Raw genomic sequence first — 23,940 nt, 5'->3', positions numbered from 1 at the left:
GTCTTTGCCTCCTGTGATTAACGTTTACTGAATTGGAATTTCTTACGAGCTTTAGCACGTCCTGGTTTTTTACGCTCAACCATACGCATATCACGCGTCATTAGGCCTTTAGCACGTAATGCAGGTTTTTTCTCCGCATCTAGTTCAACAATCGCTTTAGCAATAGCTAAACGAACAGCTTCTGCTTGTCCTTTTATTCCACCACCTTGTACATTTACAGTGATATCATAACGACCTACAAGTTCAGAAACTTCTAAACTTTGGTTTACGATATATTGCAAAGGTAAAGTTGGGAAATATACTTTGTGATCTTTACCGTTAACGGTAATTGCGCCAGCACCATCTTTTAAGTAGATACGTGCAACAGCTGTTTTTCTTCTTCCTGAAGTGTTAGTAACTGACATTTCTTAAAGTTTAATGGTTTTTGGAGATTGAGCTGCATGAGGATGAGTTTCACCAGCATACACAAAAAGATTGGTGTAAAGTTTTTTACCCAATTTAGTTTTCGGTAACATACCACGTACCGCTTTCTCGATTACACGTTGAGGGTGTTTCGCCATTAACTCCTTAGGAGAAATAAAACGTTGACCACCTGGATAACCAGTATAAGAAACATATTGCTTTTCGCTGAATTTGTTTCCTGTCAATTTAACCTTGTCTGCATTGATAACGATAACATTATCACCGCAGTCTACGTGTGGGGTGTACTCAGGCTTGTTTTTACCACGGATGATCATAGCGATCTTCGATGACAAGCGCCCCAAAATCTCGCCTTGCGCATCAACAACAATCCACTGTTTGTTAACAGTTTTCGCATTGGCCGAGACAGTTTTGTAACTTAACGTATTCACTTGCTTGTATTTAATTTATTAAACAATTTATTATTCCCATTAAATTTGGGACTGCAAAGATAGGTAGAAAACTTTTATTATCAAATAGTTGATTGAAAAAAGTTTTGCGTTTTAACTTGCGATCGTCATGCTGAATTTATTTCAGTATCTAAATTCTGTAGGTTTTAAGTATCTGGAAAATGACACTCTTCTTTCTTCGGGTTGTTCCAGTTGAGCTTTAAGCTAAAACTTTTAAATGCTGCTGTCGTACCTATCAATAATAAATTTCAAAAATCGGGCGTCATTTCGACTCCTTTTGGGCTAGGTGCTATCGCTATTAATGGTTAATAGCAAATCATCACACCTTCAAAACGTAAATTTGCTTACGGATATTACAAATCATCAGGCATATAGCCAATCCTTTTCCTTGGCCCAATTTTCTTATCGATGAGCCTATCCAGATAGGTAAAAACCAACTCGATGTTTTTATCATGATTATTCAGCGTCTTTTTAATCTCTTCGATTTCCAGTTTGAGCTCGCCATTATCAATAATAAATTGACGGATACGAGAGAAAATTCTAACAATCTGGATATTTACCTGAATAGCTTGTTTGCTGTTTAATACACTCGAAAGCATTAGTATGCCATGTTCAGTAAAAACATAAGGAAGTTTTCTTCTACCACCCCAACTTGAAGTCGCAAATTGCGACTTCAAGTTTAACCATTCGTCATCAGTAAGCTGAAACATGAAGTCTTTAGGAAATCGATCAGGGTTTCTCCCCACTTGCTCATTGAGTCGCTTAGTCTCTACACCATACAGCTCTGCCAGATCACTATCTAGCATCACTTTGAGGCCTCTCAGCTCGTAAATTTTATTAACTACAATATTATCAGGGATGATAGGAAGCAGTGTTTTCGCTGTCATATCATTTTTGGATTTAAATTGAAGATACAAAAATAGATTTATTTACACCTACATTGGGGCTACAATATTTTAATTCACTTATACAGTTCTAGCGTAGCTCCTATATTCTTTAATCCAGTTCCACAACGCAAAACCAGCAATAATGGTGAAAATAAAATATTCGACTCCCATAAATTTAATTCCTTTTAGAAAATAAAGGTAAGTGGCTACAACATCGATAATCAACCAGATAATCCAACATTCCACTCTTTTCTGGATCATTAAAAAAGTGGTAATCACACTCATTACAAAAATAAATGAATCAATAAAGGGGTAAGCGCTGGGTAAATTAAACAATAGTGGTAGCCAGTTGTGGAGTTGACTGGCCAAAGTGCCCATTAATAACGTGCCAACAATGCCAATGGCCAGTAGGACTAGAAATTGTCTTAGCGGCATAAAACTGATTTTAAGCTCCTTATTTTTATCTTCTTCCCCTGGTTTTGGATTTGTCCATCGCCACCAACCCATCATGTTGGTTACAAAAAAGAAAACCATTAAAAACATATCCGGGTAAAGCTGGCTTTGATAATATAAAAAAGCAGATAAAAATACATTAACAATACCCATGGGCCAGCTCCAAACACTAGCTTTTGCTGAAAGTATAACGGAAATAATCCCGGTAATTACAGCAAAGAATTCTAAATAGCTCATTTTATAGCCAAGAACCGTGAAAAATATACTATGGGCATCGAAAAAATCCATCTTTTTCTTTTTGGAAAATCTACAAAATACTAATGTATATAATTTATTTGTAGCCAATGATTTTCATATCATGCAAAGATGATATCGAAGCTTACAGAAGAAAATACTGGAGATTAGAGAATAGATAGGCCGTCATTTCGCTGTATTCCAGGAAATGACGGCCCCGTTTAAATGAGATTATTTAAACATGCCTTTAAGCTTGGCTAATTTTTCTTGTAAATCGCCATCAGCATTTTTTGGCTCATTGCGTGGCTTAAAGTTTTGCTTATTGTGGTTTTTAAAGTCATGCTTAGGCTTTTGCTCTCTGGATTCCCGATTGCGGACTTCCGACTTCGGACTAGCTTCAGTTTTCATTGACAACGAAATCCTTTTGCGGGCTACATCCACCTCCATCACTGTAACCTCTACCTTTTGATGCACTTTTACCACATCATTAGGATTGGCCACAAAGCGGTTTGCCAGCTGACTGGTGTGTACCAATCCATCCTGGTGCACACCGATATCAACAAAGGCGCCAAAGTTGGTAATATTGGTTACAATGCCTGGCAATTTCATGCCTGTTCTTAAATCTGCAATTTCATTAACCCCTTCTGTAAAGCTAAAAGCTTCAAACTGCTCACGCGGATCGCGGCCTGGTTTGGCTAGCTCTTTTAGAATGTCGTTAAGGGTAGGTAAACCAATTTCATCCGTAACATATTGCTGTGGTTTAATCTGTTTTTGCAACTGGGTATCTTTCATCAGGGCTGAAACAGTGGTGCCCAGGTCTTTAGCCATTTGATCGACAACGGCATAGCGCTCCGGGTGTACGCCACTGGTATCCAATATATTTTCTGCATTGCGGATACGCAAGAAACCCGCTGCCTGTTCGTAAGCTTTGTCGCCTAAGCGAGGAACTTTTTTTAAGCTTTCGCGGTTTTTAAAAGCACCATGTGTATTTCTGTAATCAACAATATTCTGTGCTAAAGTTGGCCCTAAGCCAGAAACATAGGCTAAAATCTGCTTTGAGGCAGTGTTTAATTCTACACCAACAGCGTTAACTGCACTGATTACGGTATCATCTAAACTTGCCTGTAATTTATTTTGATCAACATCGTGCTGATATTGACCAACACCAATAGATTTTGGGTCAATTTTTACCAGTTCAGCCAATGGATCCATTAAACGGCGACCGATTGAAACGGCTCCGCGTACGGTAATATCCTGTGTAGGGAATTCCTCTCTGGCTACTTCTGATGCCGAATAAATCGAAGCGCCACTTTCGTTAACCATTACTATAGTGATGTGCGGCAAGTTTAAAGCTCGAACAAAAGTTTCGGTTTCTCTTCCTGCGGTACCATTACCAATGGCAATAGCTTCAATATCATACTTTTCACAAAGCTGTTGGATGGTGAATTCTGCATTTTTTACATTGCCTTGTCCAGTATGCGGATAAATCGCTGTATTTTCTAATAACTGACCCTGTTTATCTAAACAAACCACTTTACAGCCAGTACGGAAACCAGGGTCGATCGCCAATACATTTTTTTGCCCCATTGGCGCTGCCAATAACAATTGACGCGCATTTTCGGCAAAAACCCGAATGGCTTCTTCATCTGCTTTTTGTTTGGTAAATACACGGAGTTCGGTTTCCATTGCCGGCTCCAGCAAACGTTTATAACCATCTTCCAAGGCTTGTTGTACCTGTTTTGAAGCTGCGTTATTGCCTAAAATAAACTGGTTCTCTAGAATGGTAATGGCATCTTCTGCAGGAGGAAGTACATCTAATCTTAAAATCAGTTCTTTCTCACCACGGCGCATGGCCAAAACACGGTGCGATGCAGCCGTTTTAACCGGCTCGTTCCATTCAAAGTAATCTTTGTATTTAATGCCCTCTTCTTCTTTTCCTTTGATCACTTCTGATTTAAAGACAGCTTTTTCCTGAAAATAAGTGCGCATTTTTGTGCGGGCTTCGGCATTTTCAGAAATCATTTCAGCAATAATATCCCTTGCACCAGCTAAAGCCTCATCAAGCGAATTAACACCTTTCTCTGCATCAATAAATTTCTCTGCTGATGCATCTAAATCAAAAGCATTCTGCTCAAATATCTGCAAAGCCAAGGGCTCTAATCCTTTTTCTTTTGCAACTGATGCACGTGTTTTACGCTTAGGTTTAAATGGCAGGTAAATGTCTTCTAAAAGCGAAATGGTTTCGGCCTCATTAATCTTTTTTTCCAGTTCGGGTGTTAACTTGTCAAGCTCAGTCATCGATTTCAAAATCGCTTCTCGGCGCTTGTCTAAATCGCGTAGCTGCAAAACCCGATCGCGGATTGCTGCTACCTCAACCTCATCTAAGCTGCCTGTTGCTTCTTTGCGATAGCGTGAAATAAAGGGTACAGTTGCACCTTCATCTAATAGGTTTACGGTTGCGATTACTTGTTTTTCTGCAACTTTTAATTCGGTTGCAATTATTTTATGGTGGGTTAACATATCCTAAAGGTAAAAATTAAAGAAGCAAAGCTAATCAGGATTTGCGGGATTTAAGGATTTTTAGAATGAAGTTTTCCACCGAAATTTGTGAGTAAGTTTTTGAAAAAAGCAATCAGCGTTCGATCATTTTCCCATTTATGATCAGCCAGCTGTTGGGGAACAGTTTTACAAGTCTTTGCTTTTCAGCCGCTGTAATCTGCCCAGTAAGTTCTAATCTCCTGATTTCAATTTTACCCAGATCATCAGGGACATTAATGTTTTTAGTGAATTTGATCCGCAGTGTGCCGATGCTTTTTAAAGCATAGAGCTCTTTTGGAATTTCGTTAATGTTGCTCATTGAAAGATCATCGGTGTTGGTTTTATTGCCAAAAACGGAAGCTTCGGATGGTGCACGGTCTTTATTTACAATAGCCCAGCTCATTTCAGGTTTTACAGTAAAATCTCTGCTGTTTTGGGATAAGCCGATAAATCCTGCCCAGATTTCCATGTTATGTTTTGTGTGAGCCTGTGCGTCTTCGAGGATAAAAGGAACTTTTACAATTTCTGAAGCCAGATTATTTACACTGGTAATGGGTTTTAAGTCTGTTTTATTTCCTTCCTTGGTATAAGGGAAGAACTTTACGATCCAACCGTCGATTGTATTTACCGTGCCACATTTCTTCTCGGTATGGTATTTTACCATATTCATCCAGAAATCTTTATTCGCTTTTCCTTTTTTCGCCGCTATAATTTCTTCTATAATTGGGATGAGCTCCTTTGTCCACCATTCTAATTTATACTGAGAGAGATATTTTGTTTTCTCCAGTAATTTTTTCCAATCCTGAGTAGTTCCCTCGATAGTGATTTTCGGGATGCCACAACCAATCATAATCACCTTAAATTCGAAATAAGATTTCACGGTTTCCATTATCGTAACCTGGCTTACAATCTTCGAGGTAGGTGTGGTGGTGCTAAAATCGGAAGTTAAAATGCCCACCAATTTTTTACCGGTATAATCGTTAATCTGTTCGTTAAACTGCGGGAAAATGGATGTCCAATCTGATTTGGGATTACCGATCGCAATTTTATCTGAAACTACGGTTAAGGTTTTCCTGCCCTCAAAGTCGACCATCTGCGACCTGAGTTCTTCAGCATTTTGAGTGATATGCCGGGCAAAACCCTGACTGATGAGTAACCAGAAGATGTCCGGAGAGATGGTAAACGGCCTATGATTGATGTAGGAATTTAAAATGCCTGTTAAAAATGGATGTTCACCATAATAGACTAAACTATCTGGTAAATTATCGACGTTTTTTTCAACATCTGCTTTCAATACTTTAAGTATTTCCTGGGTAGGAACAACGGGGATAAGTTTTTCAGGTTTCGAAAGTGTTTCAATTTCTACAACTGTTGCTTTCTGGCAAAATGATTTGGTAGAGATAAAGATGACTAGGAGTAAAAGTAATTTTTTCATCTGGTTAGCGTCGCTTTAGTAAGTTTTTACTAAACAGATGCTTTTTAGAACTATTTTCCATAATTTATACCCAGATAGGAAACTAGGGATATTATGATTTCTTCTTTTTAACTTTCTCTGAGTCCCTTTCTGCTTTAAATTTGGTGATTCTGGTAATCAGATCTAAAGGCAAAGGTTTATTTAAGGGAAACTGTACAGCTCCTTTGCTCCATTTATACTGGGTAAATTCTTCTTTAAATGCTTCAATTCCTGAACCGGTTGGATAAAAGCCAATGTGTTTAGCATAGCCAGCAAAATAAACCAGCACCGAGTTTTGTTTAAAGGCCGGCATACCATAACTGATTACTTCGTTGGCTTTTGGTACGGCTTTGTGTATAGTTTCACGGATTTGCTGTAATAGCTTTTGCGTTTCTATTGGGAAATTTGCAATGTATTGATCGATGTTTTCTGGTTTGGGCTGTTCCATGGTCGGTGGTTTTGTAAGCTGAATTTACAAAATTTCTTAAAAGCTATTCGCTGATCCTGATGACTGGAAAAATCGCAGCTAAGGAATTTGAGTGTCATGTTCTTCTTGATAAAATTTATTCATCACATTAAATAAAACTTGAATATCATGTCCTTGATTTAAACTATTGTAAAGTTCGTTATTGACTGATTTTTCCAGAACAATACCGTTTTGAACTTTCAAAAGATAAGGGAAGCCTACCTGATTTTCAATTTTATATAATACAGTTGAAGCAAACCTTTGCGAATAGTCTGATTTTGGAGATCTTCCATCAAGGAAAATCAATTTTACCTCGCTTGGTAAGGTTGGGATAATGTATTTCTCGATAAATTCTTGGCAATCTCTTCTGTTATTATAACAAAAGAGTTTATGTCCGTCAATTTCTAAAAGATACTCGAGATATAATTTATCATTTTTTTTCTTTTCAATATGATCGCTGATCATTGAGATAATAATCATTGGTGAACAGATTAATAATAGAACCAATCCGATCGAGACCAAAATGATAATCGTAATAATGTCCTTTAACTTTTCCCACATTCTGATATTAAATTATAGAAAATTATGTCGGCCACCAACTTTGAGATTAATTAAATCAAATTATGGGCGCAGTTTTGCGCTTAGGTAAGGAACTGAATTGTGTTTCTTGTACAGACCATGGTTAACTAAACCAGACAGAAATGGAAATACTTTTTGATGCTTTTACGAAAATAGATTGCTTCGTCCTTCCTCCCCAGCAATGACGATAATTAGAGTAGGTAATGGTCCAAAAAGATTGCAATGAATGGCGGGGCTGATGAAAACGAAGAATTACTGAACATAAGTTTTCAAATATTTGCCACGGAAGCACAGAAGGCATAGAAATGGGAATAAAAAAATCCCCCAAATTGCTTTGGAGGATTTATATCTTTTGGTCTTTGCCCAGGCTCAGACTAACAATTTGTAATTACTTTTTAACGTACATTACTTCTTTTACTGCTTTAATCACACGCTCAGCATTTGGTAAGCTTGCGGCGATTAAAGTTGGTGAATATGGAAGTGGAACGTCGGCACAAGTGATACGTAAAACTGGTGCATCTAAATAATCGAATGCATGTTTTTGTACCATGAAAGCAATTTCGCCAGAAAGAGATGCCAAAGGCCATGCCTCTTCTACAACAACCAAACGGTTTGTTTTTTTAACAGAAGCAATAATAGTATCGTAATCAATAGGGCGTACGGTACGTAAATCGATCACTTCAACATTGATTCCTTCTTTAGTTAATTCTTCTACGGCTGGATTTACAACACGGGTTAACATTTTACCGAAAGTAACAATGGTTACATCAGTACCTTGCTTGGTTACGTTTGCTTTTCCTAGTTCAATATAATATTCTTCTGCAGGAACGTCGCCTTTATCGCCATACATTACCTCCGATTCCATGAAAATAACTGGATCAGGATCAAGGATTGATTGTTTTAATAAACCTTTTGCATCATAAGGTGTAGCCGGAACTACCACCTTTAATCCAGGCGTATTTGCAAACCAGTTTTCGAAATTTTGAGAGTGTTGTGCGCCTAATTGACCTGCGTTACCTGTTGGGCCACGGAAAACCATAGGACATGAGAACTGACCACCGCTCATTGATAAAATTTTAGCAGCACCATTGATAATCTGATCGATAGCTACTAATGAGAAGTTAAAGGTCATAAATTCCACAATTGGAATAAGGCCTGCTGTTGCGGCACCAGTTGCAATACCTGCGAAACCTAATTCGGCAATCGGGGTATCGATAATGCGTTTTGCACCAAATTCATCAAGCATACCCTGACTTACTTTGTACGCACCGTTATATTCTGCTACTTCTTCACCTAATAAAAAAACGCGGTCATCTTTACGCATTTCTTCGCTCATGGCTTCGCGTAGTGCTTCTCTAAATTGGATTTCTCTCATTGTAAATTTTAATAACGGTGGCAAATATAATTATTAATCGCTTTGAAACCAAAGGCTAAAATGCCTATGTTTTGTAATAATTATGGATGTTTTGATTCATTATTTCGCACTTTTTCGACTATATTTTTTGCTTATCCGTTTAAAGGGGAAATATTATTGGGTAATTGTGTTTTTATTAAGCTTTTTGTATTAAAGCTTACGCTTTTTCCGAAATATCTTCTCCAAAATGGATGATATTGCCGCTGTTGTCCAGAATGGAAAACTGCCTCATGCCCCAAGGCATATTTTTTAATTTCCCATTTGGATGAACTACGCCCTGCTTGGTATAGGCAGCATAAAGCTCATCAACAGCAGTAACGTAAATATAACAGCCCGTGTTTTTAGGGATGCTTTCATCATCGGTTGGCCACAGGTGGATGCTGATATCGTCCTTACTAAAAATAACGTAACCATCCCAGTTGTCATGGAAAGTAAAACCCAATTTTTCCGTATAAAATTTTATGGTTTCTTCGGCATTTAGGGAAGCGAGAATTGGTGTAGCGGTTTTAAGCATTTTACCTAAGCTATTATATCAATTTAATGGTTTGGGTTCAATAATCCATAAATCTCACTGTCAAGAAACTGACCCCTAAAATAATAATCTTGTTTAAAATGTGCTTCTTTTACAAAGCCATGTTTGATCAGCATTTGCCTTGATGCATCATTTTCTACGTTAATATTGGCACTGATGGTGTGTAGGTTAACTTCTTCGAAGCCAAAAGCAATTGATTTTTTCAGCGCCTCGGAAATAATTCCTTTTCTCCAATAATCGGGATGGAGCATGTAACCAATTTCGGCCCTATGGTTAGCAAAATCTGTCCGCCAATATCCTACGGATCCGATCATTTGTTTAGGATTTTCTTTTAAGGCAATTACCCAAGCCAGATTATCGCCATTTTCGTAACCATTTCTAAAACGTGAGATAAAATCTTTGATCTCAAAAATATCTTTGGGCCTTTCTCTGTCAATATATTTCATTACCGTTTCATTGGTACGCATGGCAAAAAGTGTTTCGGCATCAGCAAGATCGTGTTCTCGAAGGATTAAGCGTTCGGTTTCCAGTACAGGAAATTTTGTGAAATTTAAGGTTAGCATTTTTAAATTTAAGAGATTAACCGCAAAGCACGCAAAGTTTTTCGCAAAGAACACAAAGTTTTGTTTTACCACAGAGCACACGGAGATTTTCACGCAGGACACGAAGCTGATATTTTTCAATCCGGCTCCGAGTACTCTGTGGCTTACTTTGTGTGCTCTGTGTTTATTTTACTAAGCACTTGGCGCTCTTTGCGATTTACTTTATTTCTTTGCGGTTGAAACTATTTCCCAAACAAAGTTTTGTAAATAGAATATTTGTAGTTATCCTCAACAGCGCTGGTTACAAAATAGGGGGCCTCGAAAAGCTCGGTCAGTTTTTTTCTTAATTCGGTAAGGAATTCCGGTTTAATTTCTTCTAAATAGGCGCCAGATAGATTTTGCCTGCCCGATTTAAACCAAACACCATCTATGCTCATGGTTTTTACTACATATAGATTCGGTTCTACAAAGCTCTTTCCCGAAAATTGTTCATAGGCATAAGTGTATAATAAGGTTTGGACCAGCGCTTTGTTAATGTACTTGCCATCAGAATTAAATAGCTCTGGAATATCTTTAAAAGTTAACTTGTCACTACCGGTTTTATAATCAATAATTTTAGTTACCCCGTCTTTTACATCAACACGATCTATAAAACCAAATATCTTAACGCTGGCCTCTCTTCCTTTAAGCGAGAAACTGATTTCGGCTTCTACTTTTTGTTCGAGACTAATGATATTGAATGGCGTTTGTGCTTCATCCTGATTTAAAATGATGTTTACATAGGCATCAACAATTGATAAAATTACCTTTTGCATCCCCTTATATTCCATCACTGTATCGGGATTTTTAAACATCACGGCATTAAAACCCTTTTGTATCAGCGTGGGAATCTGTTTCCGTTTCTCTTTAATCCGCGCTGCAGTAATTTCAGCCGACCTTAAATCCTCGTAAAAATACTCCATCACTTTGTGCAAAATCGAACCGATTTCGTTGGCTTCTACCACTGCACTGATCTCTTTAGGCTCTTTAATGCCTGCAATGTAATTGAAAAAGAAATCTATCGGATTGGAAATGTATTGAGTAAGTGCCGAGGGCGAAAGCACCTTTTTTTTATCGAGGTATTTTTGAAGTGTTTCCTGGATAAAGGCATTATTGGTTTTCTCGATCTTTACTTCTTTAAATGGCTCGGTTTTTACCTCCAGGTTAAGCTCGTTGTAGGTGAATTCAAAGCCGCTTTCGTACTCAAGCTGCTTTAAAATCCTGCTAGCCTCGCCAGAGGTAGATTCATCTGTTAAGCTATTATAGACAAAATTGATATTCTTTGCCCGTTGTAATAGACGGTATACCATGTAAGAGGAAATAGCATCGAGATTTTCAAGAACCGGAAGTCCATAAACACGGCGGATAGAATCAGGAATGAAGCTATTGCCAATGGATGATTTTGGAATAATACCCTCGTTAAAACCCAAAATCACTACTTTATCGAAATTTAGGTTCCGGGTTTCGAGTAAGCCCATTATCTGTATACCGTTGAGCGGATCGCCGGAAAGTGGTACTGCAATGGCCTGCAACGATTTTTGAACGAGGTAAATTACAAAAGGAATTTCTTCTTTACCGATATGGTTGCTAAAGGTATCGTGTAACCGGTTTAATTCCTGTATGGTTTTTACAAAGAGTTCAGCGTCTATCTTTTTTAGTGTTTTAGCGTTCGATAAACGCATGAGCACATAATCGAGTACATCCAAAAGATTGGTGACCACATGTTGCGGATCATCGATTTTTTTATAAAAAGTTTCAAACAGCCCACTTTGGCGCAATAATCGTTTATGATCGATCTCTACTTTGTTTTCTTCCAATAATGCGGTTAAGATTTTATCCCGCATTTTTTGGGTAAGGCCTGTTAAGGGGTGGGTTAAAAAAGCTTCTACATTTTTATAACTTACTTTATCCCGCTGTAAAATTTCCAGCTGACTACTTAACCATAAATCAACCAGCCCAAAAATACTCGAGGTTGATAGCGCAAAGCCCATGGTTACGTTGAGGTCGATTTCTTTTCCGTTAAATGTAGCTGGAATCGTCTGTAAAGTTGGGATCAACAGGCTCTCATCTGCTAAAACCACCACTGTTTTTCCAACGGTTTCGGCTGCGGTATAATCTTCTGCTAAAATATTGTTTAGGATTTTGGCCTGTGCCGATTGTCCCTGAACCTTAAAAACATTTACATGGTGCTGTGCTGATTTCATTAAGCTTTCTTGCCCTGCAAATTCATTTTTCAATCCAAGCTGGTTGATGTTTTTACGCAAAAACAAACCTGCCTCCTGCGAAACATCATCTAAATAATACGTGTCGGCATCAAAATAAAACAATGCTTTGCCGGCTTCCTGTAACTGTGTAAATATTTTAGCCTCGGCACTGCTCAACGCATTAAAACCAACGAAAATAATCTTCCCTTTATCAAAATTGGAGATAAACTCCTGATGGTTGGTAATATCATCCGCCAGATAACGGTAAACCGAACCATTTGTTAAATAACCCTGCTCTTTAAGCGTAGTGTGATATTTATGGTAAAGCTTGGGCATCCGGCGCCACATCTTGATGAAGAGTTCCTGCTGTTTTTTATGTTTTCCTTCAGAATAGGAAGTCCAGAACTGTGCAAGAAACTCGTATTGCTCTGGACTTAAATAATCGAAATCTTTATTGATCATCGAAATATCTTCCAGGTCGCGGTATAATTTTTCTGCATCTACCAGATCAGCATCAATCTGGTTAAAATCGCTTAAGATGATCTTTGCTAAAGGAAAAAACTTGTGGCTTGATATATTTTCCAGCTTCTCTTCTGCAAGCAGTTGGTTATAAATTTTATGAAGGGTGAAAAACTGCAGGTAAAAATCGGCTATTTTATAACTGGTAGAACTGGCAAAGAATTCTTGTATGGTAAAAAATGCGGGACTAAAAAAAGGTTTCCCAATAATATCAGCAAAGTGTTTCTGCAAATATGCAGATGGACGTTTGTTGTTAAAAACGATGGCACAGTTTTGCAGCTGATTTCCAAATCGGGCAACTAGATCTTCGGCAACTTCCTGTAAAAATGGTTTCATCTGCATATTATACTAATTTCAATTTGCCTTTAACAGCGTAGAAAAGATAGGTTTTGATATTCTGATAACCCATTTCAGTAAGTAAGATTCTGTAATTATTTACCTGTTCGATGTGTTTATCGCTTTCTTCGAGGGTAAATTTATAGTCAAGGATGATTACCTCGTCGGCGTTAATCAAAACGCGGTCAGGGCGATGCAGTTTTCCATTGGCATCAATAATATTTTTTTCTACTATACTTTCGCTCGCTTTACCCAAAATGACCTGAAGTTCGGGATTGTTTAATACTTCCAATGCCGAATCGATTAATTTCTGCTTTTCTTCTTCTTTGATAATGCCCTGCAAAACCAGGTTTATGGTATAATCTTCTACTTCTTTTGTATTACTGGCACTGGCCAGGATATCGTGTAATAAGGAACCTTTTCTACCTGATTTCTCAATATTAACCAGGTGTTTTAAATGTTTGTCTTCAGAAGGGATATAAAGCTCTGATAAGCGCGTAGTGGTTGGATAACTATTTAAACTAATGAACTTCGATTCTTCAGTTTTACTTTCAACCATTACATGATCAACGATTTCGTACACGCCATTTTCATCAAATTGCTCATCGAAAGTGAAATTGATTACATCGCCCATATTGGATAATTTCAATTCCTTTTTAGCCATTGTAGCAATGTAGAGGTAATCTTTAGAACGTGTGGTGGCTACATAAAGCATGTTAAGGGCGTCCATATTATTATAAAGCAGCTCTTCGTAATATGCCTTTGCAATTGCCGAATCGGCCAATGCCTCATTATATTTTAAAGGAATACCTTTTAATTCCTTATAAACCGTTTCTTCTGATGAAACCCAGAAAGTGCCATTGGGTTTACCTTTAATTTCCCAATTGCAAAAAGGTACAAAAACGGCCCTAAATGCTAAACCTTTTGATTTGTGGATGGTAATGATCTGTATGGCATCGGCACCCTCTGGTGAAGGCAATGATTTTTTAATACCGTCTTCTTCCCACCAGGTTAAAAATGAAATAATACCTTTTTCACCTAGTTTTGCAGCAGAGCCCGTCAAGTCTCTAAAAGCGAGTAGGTAAGGTAAATTGTTGGTGAGATTTTTTAATCCATAACTTTCAATTAATATCTCTACCAGCTCGGGCAGTGGAAGTTGCAGCCAGCTTTGCCAGTTCTCGCACAAAGCAACGGGTAAAACGGCGGTAAGCGTGCTTAAAGGTTTATTGGTGAGGTTGAGGTAATAATTGGCATCAATCTCTTTATCGTGCAAAGAATGATAAAGAGCAATACAATTGGCCTTATAAAGGGCCGTTTGAGCTTCTAAACCGATCAGCACTTTTAAGGTATTAATGATGAGTTGAATGGCTGAGTTATTCGAAATGAGTAAGGCATCGCCCGATAAAACAGGCAGCTTGTGCTCCATTAATTTTTTAACAGCTAATAAAGCTTCGCTGTTCGAACGTACCAAAATGGCGATATCTTTTAGTGCATATTTCTGCTCATTTTTGAGGTAGTTTATTTCTTCAACGACATCATCCAGGGCAATATCCCTAAAAACAGTTTCAGTAAAGCGCGCTTCATTTGGTGCATGATCTTTACCGAATTTTTTGATTTTTATAGTTCCTCCTTTTAACGTATTGGTGGCGAAATTTTGGGTCGATCCACTATAAATATCTGTAATAATCTGTTGATAGTGCTGTTCTTGCCACCATTTGGAAATACTTTCAGGTTTGGTAGCCAGATTTTCATTCAGCTCATTTTGTAAAGTAAGCGGAATAGCTTTATAAAGGAAATTATTAAAAGTAATGATGTTTTCTGCACTGCGGTAATTTTCTTCTAAACTTTCTTCGAGTACATTTTCTGCACCAACATCAAGCTTGGCCTGTTTATGCAGAATGTTCCAATCGCCATTGCGCCAGCGGTAAATAGACTGTTTAGTATCGCCAACAATCAGGTGGTCAATCAAATCCTGACTTGGCGTGGCCATAGCATTGGTCAACAATGATTTAAAACTTCCCCATTGACTAGTGGAAGTATCCTGAAATTCGTCGAATAAAAAATTGCGATACCTGTTGCCCACCTTTTCCCAGATAAACGAAGGGTTGTCGCCGGCATCTTCTGTAATTCCCGAAATCAGTTTTTGAGCATCGCTGATGAGCAAGTTATCGTTTTCGGCCCTGTATTCTTTCAAAAGCACTGCAATTTCCTGCATTAACCTTAAATAATAAAGGTTTTTATTAAAGGCAATAGCCAGACTGTAGTTTGGCAAATGCGCTAAATAATGCGCTTTTAACTTTAGTAGTATCGGATTTACCGTATCATAAGCTTCTGGGAAATTTGTATTCTTCTGAAACCACTCATCTGGCTCGTTGATTAAACTGAAAAGTGGTTCAATCTTCGAAAAATCGCCTCTGGCGACCAGGATAACTTTAGCCAGCGGGCTTCTCGATTTCCCTTTGAGGTGTTCGGTTTCTACCCCGATCACATTCAAAGCTTCGTTCGCTTCGGTAGCCAGCGAAATCAGTTCTTCTTCAAAGTTTTTGATTTCGGCTTTGGTAACACTAATGTATTTTTTAAATAATTCATCAATGTTTTCTAAACCTAAAACACTAACCGCATCTTCAAAAATCTGGAAACGTTCAGAAAATATTTCTCCGATGAGGTTATAGAGTTCGAATTTATAGTTCCAGCTTTTATTGTCGCTGATGCGTTCGATGGCCAGGTCGATAATCCATTGCAAAAGCTGTTTGTTATGGTCTAAAGCTTCATCCAGTTTATTTACGAGATCATCTTTCACCTTATCATAATTCATTTCTAAATTATAATCGGCATTTAGGCCAAGTTCAAAAGCAAAACCACGAATTACTTTTTGAACAAAGCCATCAATGGTACTTACAGAAAAACGACTATAGTCATGCAGGATCTTACGGTATATCTTATCTGCTTTAAATTGTAATTCCTGTGGGCTTAATATCGGATAGGCGAGTAGAATAAGCTTCCGATAGTCGTCGATTTTTTTTGATGGATTACCTTTTGCCAGCCCAAGTAATACTTCGAGGATCCTGGTTTTCATTTCTTCGGTAGCCTTATTGGTAAAGGTTACTGCTAAAATTTCGCGATATTTATTATCGCCACTAAATAGCAATGTAAGGTAATGTGCAGTTAAACTGAACGTTTTACCGGAACCTGCAGAGGCTTGAAGAATTTTGAGGGGCTGGGGCATAATTTGATATCTCTCGGAAATTTAAACTTACAACAATTTAAAATTTTCCGGAAATCATGATATCAACAATTCATCAGGATCAGGCTTTTTTACTTTTTCGTTTATTGAGTGTTTTATGGCTTATCCTTGCTGGACGTTCGGCCATTTCGATGGGAAGGCCAAGCAAATCGCGGATTACCACCGATGCACAAGCACCACCAAATGCTGCGGGCAGGTAAGAAACTGTACCATAAGCAGAGCGTTTGAAATTGCTTCCATCAGTCATGATCATAGATTTTTTATCCATTTCTTCTGTGGAGAAAACAGCTTTTATTTTTGCCGCATTGGCAAGTTTATTTAATCTTTTGCGTACATAACTGGCAAAAACACATTGATAAGTATCAGGGAGCATCGTAATCCTTAAGCGTGTGGGATCCATTTTACCGCCAGCACCCATTGAACTTACAATAGGAATATTCTTTTCCAATGCTGTTCCTAACAAAGTGATTTTTGGCATTACACTATCAATACAATCCATAATGTAATCGAAATCGGCCTCTAAAATTTCCCGACATTTCTCTGGTGTGAGGAAAGTATTTACCACGTGGAGTTTTAATTCGGGATTAATAGACAATAAACGTTCTTGCATAATTGCAGCCTTGCTCACACCATGATTGGTTGCTAAAGCGGGTAACTGCCTGTTCCGGTTGGTTGGGTCCACTACATCACCATCAACAATGGTCATTTCTCCAATTCCTGAGCGGCAAATAAATTCGGCGGCAAAAGAGCCTACACCACCTAAACCGATCACTAAAACATGTTTCGATTGGAGTTTATCTATTCCATCATTCCCAACAAGTAGGGCAGAGCGCGAAAGCCAGCTAACGTCAGACATATCAATTTTTGTATTTAACCACAGATGAAAAGGATGGACACAGATTTAGTTAATGTTATAACTCCATGATTCGTTTTTATCTTGCTTTAGCTAAGAAGTAAAACTTTCCTTGTTTTCTGTGTCTCCGTGGCTAGTTTTTTAAATTCAATTTATTCCAGTCGGTAAAAATACGAGCTTTGAGTTCATCTACAGTACATTTTTTTAAAATGGCTGCTGCCCGGTAAATTTCCTCAATGGAAATATCAGCATCATCTGTTTCCAGGAAAAAATTATTGGTACTTTGAATCAGTTTTGCCGCTCCTGAGTTTTCCTTCAAGGCGGTTAAACCAAAAGAAAGTAGAAATCCTTTATCCAATAATTGTTCGCCAAGTTCTTCGTTTTTATTAAAACCATGAATAACCATGGGTACTTTAACTTTCAACCGGTCTTTAATAGCAATTAATTCAGCGAAACATTTAACGCAATGCAAAATCAAAGGTTTATTGATCTTTTCTGCCAATTCGATCTGATTTTTCAAGATTATGATCTGATTTTCTAAATTTTCGCCCCTTAACCTATCTAATCCGCACTCTCCAATCTGTTTTACGTTTGTTTGATTGGCTACAACGCTTAGATATTTCATCTGCAGTTCGAGTTGATCAATTTTAGCAAACCAGGGATGCAGTCCAACGGAAATTGGCTTGGTTTTAGGCATTGCTAAAAAGATATCGCTGGTTAACGATAAACTTTGAATACTGATTACACCAGGTTGGGTAGCAACTTTGTGGGTATGTATGTCTAAAAAATCCATCGCAGGGCAAAGATAGGTAAAAATGGAAGATGAGGGAGGAAGATGGAAAATAGAAGAAACATCTTGAATTAAGCTTCTCTTGTTAAGAGGGGCCCATTAATGTCCAATGTTTTCATTCTGTAAAGAATTTGCGAATAATCCATTGTAACACTATACTTTATTAAATTTGCCTCATTATTATTCAAAAAAAATATGAAAAGATTAGTCATTTTATTTGCGGCTGTATTAATTTCGACCTCAGCTTTTAGCCAGGCAAAAAAAGAAGGCGTTCATATCTATAATCCACAGGCAGATGCCAAAGCAGAAATTGCTTCAGCAGTTGCAAAAGCGGCCAAAGAGAATAAACATGTTTTGTTACAGGTTGGTGGTAACTGGTGTAGCTGGTGTATTGCATTCCATAATTTGGTTGACAGCACAGCAACATTAAAAAAATACATTAATGATAATTTTGAAACCGTTCTGGTTAATTACAGCCCCGAAAATAAAAACGAAAGTGTTTTGGCCAGTTTAGGATATCCTCAACGCTTCGGCTTTCCGGTATTTTTAATCCTTGATGGCAAAGGCAAAGTATTACACATCGAAAATTCTTCTTATTTAGAAACAGATGAAGTTGCTGCCAATGGTAAAAAGAAAGTTGGACATGATGTTAAAAAAATTACCTCGTTTTTAAAGGGATGGACAACCACTGCGGTTAATCCTGAAACTTATAAGCCGAAGGCCAGATAGAAGTTTAAGACGTAAGGTTTATGTTAAACCTAGCATAGCATATTAAAAGCCGTCCAAAAGTAAAAATTGAGACGGCTTTCTTTTTAGTCATCCAAATCATCATCCTCATCATTGAGGTTTAACTCATAAGAGGCTCTTGATGCTTCATCGGCTTGTTGCAGCAGATCTTTATCGTGCTCAATGCTGGTGTCGTCGCCATTAATTTCGTTGATATTTTCTACATCATCCTCACTCCGTAAGGCATCGTTCGGATCGTTCGAATAATTGTCATCTTCTGGATCTATCATAACATTAAGGTTTTATATTAGATAATCGTTTTGAGCATGAAATTGTTTTAAGGAAAGCTAAAAGACTAAAGCTAAAAGAGCAAAGATAACATTATAGACCCTGAAATAAATTCAGGGTGACGGCATGAGTGAAGCTAATGAAGGATACTAATCCTTACAAATCTGCGTTTCTGTGGCTAAAATACCTATTCTTCGTTTCTTTGTGGTCAACAATTACAATCCTTCCCCGAATTTATAAAACGGAGCGATACTAACGGGTAATTTGCCCGTTGGCATCAATCTGTTATTAATTACCGCAGCAGCTGAAATCTGCATATAATCTTCTTTTTGATAGGCTACCACCAAACCTTTACTGTTTTCTAAGCCCGATAAGCCAGCCAGATTATATGGGTTTGCAAACAAAGCGAAAACCGCATTTTTGGCTGATAATTCTTTAATAAAGTTCTTTACTCCTGCATTTAGCGGTATATTGTTTGCAGGTCTTGCGCGGCTATCGTGAATACCAACAATCACCTGATCAAATGCACCGATTTCGCGGGCAATGTTCGAAATCTGCGTAGCGCTTGCATCTTTATCCAATACATAATAAACAGAGTTATAGTAACCTTTTGAAATCTCTTTTTGGAAAGTGGTTACCGAAGGTACACCAATACTGATAATGGCTGTTCTTCTGATTGGAATAAGACGTTTTATATAATCTTTACCTTTTAACAAAGTTACCGATGCATTGGCCAGCTCTTGTACTAAAGCATTGCTCGCATTTCGGTTAACCCCGGAAACAATGCCCTGGGTTACAATGGTATCGCGCCTGGCCAGGCCAGCCCAGTATTTGGCAGTCAATATTTTGCGCACACTCTGATCTATTTCGGCCATGCTTACACGATCTTGTCTTACTGCTTTACGCACCAATTTGATGGCCCTATCGCTGTTTTCAGATAGCTCAATAATATCGTTTCCGGCAATGATCCCCATCAAATCAGCTTCTCCATCTTTAAAGTATTTTACCACACCCTTCATGTCCATTGCATCCGAAATAATCAGCCCTTTAAAGCCTAATTTCTGCTTTAAAATGCCCGTAACAATCGGCTTGGAAAGTGTAGAAGGCAAATTTGGAGTATTATCTAAAGAGGGAATGTTCATGTGCGCAATCATCACTCCGGAGGCCCCTTGTTTAATCAGTTCTTTGAATGGATACATTTCTAAAGTATCCAAACGTGTGGCCGAAAAAGTAAGCTGAGGCAAATCGTAATGCGAATCTACATCAGTATCGCCATGACCAGGAAAGTGCTTCAATGTGGTTAATAAGCCGCCATCTTGCATGCCTTTCATATAAGCGGCAACTTTACTGGCTACATTGTATTTGTTTTCGCCAAAAGAACGGTAATTGATAACTGGGTTTTTGGGGTTGTTATTAATATCGGCATCAGGAGCTAAATTCATTTGCATGCCCATACGTTTGTAATCTTTAGCTATTTCCAGGCCCATTTTATACAAAAGTTCTTTGTTTTGAATGGCGCCTAAAGTCATTTGGTAAGGATAAGAAACGGTACTATCCAAACGCATGCCCAGGCCCCATTCTCCATCATTTGCTACAATAAGAGGCACTCGGCTTAATTTCTGATAGGCATTGGTGGCTAAAACCTGTCGGCCGGGGCCTCCCTGAAAAAAGATAACCCCACCCAATTGTTCCTTTTTAATTACCTGACCAACTGAATCGGTATATTTTTTACCCAGATTGGTATGCGCCCTAACAAAGAACATCTGTGCAATACGCTCTCTACGATTAAGTTTATTAAAAACCGAATCGACCCATTTAGGTTGATTCGCCAATAATTCTAAATAGGTTTTCTGTTGTGCGCTTGTCGAAAATGCAGCGCCACAAAGGGCAATGAGTATAAATAAGTTTTTTTTCACGTGTTTTGTCGTATCTGCTGCCGCTAAATTAGTAATCAAAAGCCGAATTAAACAAAAACCAATCCAAGTAATCGATTTAATACAATGTGTTGTAAGCCTGTTCTTTTTTAGTTGCGGTATAGGTTAGAAATATTGAGCTCCTATTTATACATTCCCTTGCCTTCAATGAAATCGATCACTTTATCGGGCAGAAAAAACTGAACATTCTTTTTCTCTTTAATGGCTTTGCGGATAAAAGTTGAGGAAATTTCCATTAAAGGGGTTTTGGTAAAAGTGATGGAAGGATGATTTTCCCATTCGCTCACATTCGCTTCAGGGCGTGGATAAACATAAATCTGATAGTTTCTTAAAAGTACCTCGTAGTTTTTCCATTTTTTGAATGAAACCAGATTATCAGCCCCATAATTAGCACAAATTCCTTTTCAGGATATTTCTCATGAAGATAGGTTAAGGTATCGATGGTGTAAGATGGTTGCGGCAATGCAAACTCGATATCACTGACGCGGATATGTTCTGCATTTTCGGTAGCCAATTTGGCCATTTCCAAACGATCGTACATATTGGTCAAACCACTTTTATCCTTTAAAGGATTATGTGGCGACACAACTAACCATACTTCATCAAGCTCGGTATGGTTAGCCATATAATTAGCAATAATTAAATGCCCCGTATGGATGGGGTTGTATGAACCGAAGAAAAGACCCGTTTTCATGTTTGTGATTTACCAAAGCGCTTTAACCTTATAAAAGCTAAAATTTTGGTCTTTTGTTAAAATCGTTAAGTTTTCAGAGATGCCCTGAGCAATTAAAATCCGATCAAATGGATCGCGATGATGAAAATCTAATTCATTCAGCGTAATAATATGATCGAACGAAATTGGCAATATTTCTATTTGATTTTGATCCAGAAAATCTAAAATTTTTTCGAAATCTGCGCTTAAAGAAAGTTTGTTTAATTTAGATTTAATTGCAATTTCCCAAATACTAGCAATGCTAATAAAACATTGATTATTGAGGTTTTTAATTTCATTAACTACCTTCTTTGGCAAGGATGAATCTCCATTTATAAACCAGATAAATGTATGCGTGTCCAACAGAAGCTGCATTACATATAATCTTTAAAGTCTTCTAATGGTTCATCAAAATCAGCAGCCATTTTAAAGAAATCTTTGGCATAGCCAAATTGTCTTTCTTTCAATTTTTTACTGGCTTTCGACTTTTTCTTTAGGGATGAGACAAAATCAGACACTTGCTTCTTCAGATCTGAAGGCAATGAGGATATTTGGCTATATAATTGAATATCAGTCATCAATCAAATATAAAAATTTCTGCGCTCTTAATAGAATTATTTCTTCAAGAAATCCCCTACCAATTGTTCTGCTTCTGCACAGGCTGTATTAAGATCGAAATTTTTTAAGACCACATCGAATTTGTCAGCATAAAGCAGCTCTTTTTCGGCTTTGATAAAACGTTCCTGCAATTTTTCAGGGCTATCTGTTCCACGGCCGCTTAAACGTTCTTTCAATACTTCCAATGATGGTGGCTGAACAAAAATCGCCAACGCATCGTCTTCGTATTTTCTTTTTAAACGTAAACCGCCCTCTACATCAATATCGAAAATTACATGTTTGCCTTCGTTCCAGATACGTTCTATTTCTGAACGCAAGGTGCCGTAAAAGGTTCCGTTATAAACCTCTTCGAATTCTACAAATTCCTGGCGGGCAACTTTGTGTAAAAACTCTTCTTTGCTAATAAAATAGTAATCGTTTTCGTGTGTTTCAGCGCCTCTCAATTCGCGGGTAGTTGCAGAAATAGAAAAGCTCAGCTCAGGAAATTTCGTTAACAAATGATGTACTATAGTGGTTTTACCTGCTCCTGATGGTGCCGAAAATATGATTAATTTGCCTTGCATTTTTAAAAATTTTGCGATTGGCGTCTGGCGTTAAGCGCTTATTGCTTGCCGCCTAACGTTACAACACATTCAGTAATTGTTCTTTTATCTTTTCTAATTCTTCTTTCATACCTACAACAAATTGTTGCATCTGGGCATCATTTGCTTTAGCACCCATGGTATTGATTTCTCTTCCTATTTCCTGAGAAATGAAACCCATTTTTTTTCCATTTGCTTCTTTGCTTGCTAAAGTTTGCAAGAAATAATCACAATGGCTTTTTAACCGTGTTTTTTCTTCAGTAATATCAATTTTATCGATATAATAAATCAACTCCTGTTCGAAACGGTTCTGATCAATATTTACTTTGCCTACTGCATCATCCAAAAACTGGGCAAATTTATCACGGATTGCAGTAATTCTTTTAGGCTCTAACTCCTCAACAGATTTAAAATAAGAAAGAATGTTTTTAATTCTCAGCTCTAAATCTGCCTTTAAAACAGCGCCTTCATCTTCTCTGAATTTATTGAAATTGGCTAAAGCCGAATTGAAAATCTGGAATAAATGGTTCCACTCATCTTCACTCACACTTTCCTCTTTATAGCTGATCACATCCGGAAAAGTTAAAGCAGTTTGCAACAAGTTGCTGCTGTCGGCACCTAATTCGTCATTAACGGCAATAAGTTGTTTGTAGTAGTGGCTTAATAAAGCAGTATTAATGGTGGCACCAGTAACTTCGCCATTGGTGCGCTCTACATTGATGCTTAAACTTACTTTTCCCCTTTCAATGTCTTTACTGCAGATGTTACGCAGAATCAGCTCTTTATCAGAAAAAGCTTTAGGGTATTTTAAATTCAGCTCCAGGAATTTACTGTTGAGCGATTTGATTTCGACACTATACTTTGCATTTGCATAATCGGCTGTTGCTAAGCCGTATCCTGTCATGGATTTTATCATGCGCAAAGATAGGGTTTTAAGCCGAAAGGAGAAATAATAATGGGTAAGGAGTCATAGCTATAGACTAGCTGATAAAATACTTTTACATTTAGAAAATCAGCGTTCAGTATTTCTTCGGGGATTGCAGTCCCGCTTTACGCTCTACTTCGTTATACTACGTGCCCGCTGCAATCGGGTTTATGTACAAAGTGGAGTAGTTTTTGGCAGGGGCTG

The 23,940-nt window shown here is 37.8% G+C and carries 22 protein-coding genes and 1 pseudogene; 1 reads left to right on the top strand and 22 read right to left on the bottom strand.

What is annotated here, in order from left to right; genetic code table 11:
• Positions 1 to 17: 17 nt before the first annotated feature.
• From rpsI to H9N25_RS18160, 15 genes are all read right to left on the bottom strand, one after another.
• The gene (gene rpsI, locus H9N25_RS18230) at positions 18 to 404 is read right to left on the bottom strand and encodes a 30S ribosomal protein S9 (RefSeq protein WP_167297320.1); all 387 of its coding nucleotides are present in this window, start codon (positions 402 to 404) and stop codon (positions 18 to 20) included.
• Positions 405 to 407: 3 nt separating this feature from the next.
• On the bottom strand, positions 408 to 851 hold the full coding sequence (gene rplM, locus H9N25_RS18225) for a 50S ribosomal protein L13 (protein WP_010602007.1): 444 nt from the start codon (positions 849 to 851) through the stop codon (positions 408 to 410).
• 371 nt (positions 852 to 1,222) lie between these two features.
• Complete coding sequence (locus H9N25_RS18220) at positions 1,223 to 1,756, bottom strand: ORF6N domain-containing protein (protein ID WP_190326793.1); 534 nt, start codon at positions 1,754 to 1,756, stop codon at positions 1,223 to 1,225.
• A gap of 78 nt (positions 1,757 to 1,834) precedes the next feature.
• On the bottom strand, positions 1,835 to 2,446 hold the full coding sequence (pnuC, locus tag H9N25_RS18215) for a nicotinamide riboside transporter PnuC (protein ID WP_223833431.1): 612 nt from the start codon (positions 2,444 to 2,446) through the stop codon (positions 1,835 to 1,837).
• Between the two features lie 228 nt (positions 2,447 to 2,674).
• On the bottom strand, positions 2,675 to 4,963 hold the full coding sequence (locus H9N25_RS18210) for a Tex family protein (protein WP_190326791.1): 2,289 nt from the start codon (positions 4,961 to 4,963) through the stop codon (positions 2,675 to 2,677).
• Between the two features lie 112 nt (positions 4,964 to 5,075).
• Entirely contained in the window at positions 5,076 to 6,416 is a 1,341-nt protein-coding gene (locus tag H9N25_RS18205; protein ID WP_167297315.1) for a DUF4419 domain-containing protein, read from the bottom strand.
• A gap of 91 nt (positions 6,417 to 6,507) precedes the next feature.
• Positions 6,508 to 6,882 (bottom strand): iron chaperone, encoded by a 375-nt coding sequence (locus H9N25_RS18200; RefSeq protein ID WP_167297314.1) that lies wholly within the window; start codon positions 6,880 to 6,882, stop codon positions 6,508 to 6,510.
• A 78-nt stretch (positions 6,883 to 6,960) separates the two neighbouring features.
• Complete coding sequence (locus tag H9N25_RS18195) at positions 6,961 to 7,380, bottom strand: hypothetical protein (RefSeq protein ID WP_167297313.1); 420 nt, start codon at positions 7,378 to 7,380, stop codon at positions 6,961 to 6,963.
• A 487-nt stretch (positions 7,381 to 7,867) separates the two neighbouring features.
• Positions 7,868 to 8,854: a pyruvate dehydrogenase complex E1 component subunit beta gene (locus tag H9N25_RS18190; protein WP_167297312.1), complete on the bottom strand. Its 987-nt coding sequence runs from the start codon at positions 8,852 to 8,854 to the stop codon at positions 7,868 to 7,870.
• A 196-nt stretch (positions 8,855 to 9,050) separates the two neighbouring features.
• Positions 9,051 to 9,407 (bottom strand): bleomycin resistance protein, encoded by a 357-nt coding sequence (locus tag H9N25_RS18185; protein ID WP_167297311.1) that lies wholly within the window; start codon positions 9,405 to 9,407, stop codon positions 9,051 to 9,053.
• A gap of 23 nt (positions 9,408 to 9,430) precedes the next feature.
• Positions 9,431 to 9,988, bottom strand: coding sequence for a GNAT family N-acetyltransferase (locus H9N25_RS18180; RefSeq protein ID WP_167297310.1), 558 nt, complete (start codon positions 9,986 to 9,988; stop codon positions 9,431 to 9,433).
• Positions 9,989 to 10,209: 221 nt separating this feature from the next.
• On the bottom strand, positions 10,210 to 13,065 hold the full coding sequence (locus H9N25_RS18175; protein WP_167297309.1) for a PD-(D/E)XK nuclease family protein: 2,856 nt from the start codon (positions 13,063 to 13,065) through the stop codon (positions 10,210 to 10,212).
• Between the two features lie 7 nt (positions 13,066 to 13,072).
• A complete protein-coding gene (locus H9N25_RS18170; protein WP_190326790.1) occupies positions 13,073 to 16,291 on the bottom strand; it encodes a UvrD-helicase domain-containing protein in 3,219 nt (1,072 codons plus the stop codon).
• A 79-nt stretch (positions 16,292 to 16,370) separates the two neighbouring features.
• Positions 16,371 to 17,165 carry a tRNA threonylcarbamoyladenosine dehydratase gene (locus tag H9N25_RS18165; protein WP_190326789.1) on the bottom strand — a complete coding sequence of 265 codons (795 nt, stop codon included), beginning with the start codon at positions 17,163 to 17,165 and terminating at the stop codon, positions 16,371 to 16,373.
• 130 nt (positions 17,166 to 17,295) lie between these two features.
• Positions 17,296 to 17,955 carry a TatD family hydrolase gene (locus H9N25_RS18160; RefSeq protein WP_190326788.1) on the bottom strand — a complete coding sequence of 220 codons (660 nt, stop codon included), beginning with the start codon at positions 17,953 to 17,955 and terminating at the stop codon, positions 17,296 to 17,298.
• 192 nt (positions 17,956 to 18,147) lie between these two features.
• Between H9N25_RS18160 and H9N25_RS18155 the strand changes: the two genes are divergently transcribed.
• Positions 18,148 to 18,681 (top strand): thioredoxin family protein, encoded by a 534-nt coding sequence (locus H9N25_RS18155; RefSeq protein WP_190326787.1) that lies wholly within the window; start codon positions 18,148 to 18,150, stop codon positions 18,679 to 18,681.
• Positions 18,682 to 18,764: 83 nt separating this feature from the next.
• Here H9N25_RS18155 and H9N25_RS18150 read toward each other — a convergent pair whose 3' ends face one another.
• The 7 genes and pseudogenes from H9N25_RS18150 to H9N25_RS18120 form a co-directional block, all read right to left on the bottom strand.
• Complete coding sequence (locus tag H9N25_RS18150; protein ID WP_190326786.1) at positions 18,765 to 18,968, bottom strand: hypothetical protein; 204 nt, start codon at positions 18,966 to 18,968, stop codon at positions 18,765 to 18,767.
• A gap of 213 nt (positions 18,969 to 19,181) precedes the next feature.
• Complete coding sequence (locus H9N25_RS18145) at positions 19,182 to 20,882, bottom strand: glycoside hydrolase family 3 protein (protein WP_190326785.1); 1,701 nt, start codon at positions 20,880 to 20,882, stop codon at positions 19,182 to 19,184.
• 140 nt (positions 20,883 to 21,022) lie between these two features.
• Positions 21,023 to 21,594 (bottom strand): annotated as a pseudogene (gene nadD, locus H9N25_RS18140) (nicotinate (nicotinamide) nucleotide adenylyltransferase).
• Between the two features lie 9 nt (positions 21,595 to 21,603).
• Positions 21,604 to 21,987: a type II toxin-antitoxin system VapC family toxin gene (locus H9N25_RS18135; RefSeq protein WP_167297302.1), complete on the bottom strand. Its 384-nt coding sequence runs from the start codon at positions 21,985 to 21,987 to the stop codon at positions 21,604 to 21,606.
• Positions 21,987 to 22,190: a type II toxin-antitoxin system VapB family antitoxin gene (vapB, locus tag H9N25_RS18130; RefSeq protein ID WP_167297301.1), complete on the bottom strand. Its 204-nt coding sequence runs from the start codon at positions 22,188 to 22,190 to the stop codon at positions 21,987 to 21,989. Before vapB ends, H9N25_RS18135 begins: the two co-directional genes overlap by 1 nt.
• 36 nt (positions 22,191 to 22,226) lie before the next feature.
• Complete coding sequence (gene gmk / locus H9N25_RS18125) at positions 22,227 to 22,793, bottom strand: guanylate kinase (RefSeq protein WP_167297300.1); 567 nt, start codon at positions 22,791 to 22,793, stop codon at positions 22,227 to 22,229.
• Between the two features lie 58 nt (positions 22,794 to 22,851).
• Positions 22,852 to 23,715 (bottom strand): YicC/YloC family endoribonuclease, encoded by an 864-nt coding sequence (locus tag H9N25_RS18120; protein ID WP_190329178.1) that lies wholly within the window; start codon positions 23,713 to 23,715, stop codon positions 22,852 to 22,854.
• Positions 23,716 to 23,940 lie beyond the last annotated feature (225 nt).

It is taken from the genome of Pedobacter riviphilus, from assembly GCF_014692875.1.
Taxonomy (GTDB): domain Bacteria; phylum Bacteroidota; class Bacteroidia; order Sphingobacteriales; family Sphingobacteriaceae; genus Pedobacter; species Pedobacter riviphilus.
The sequence above is the reverse complement of the archived record's forward strand: the minus strand, read 5'-3'. Positions and strand labels throughout refer to the sequence as shown.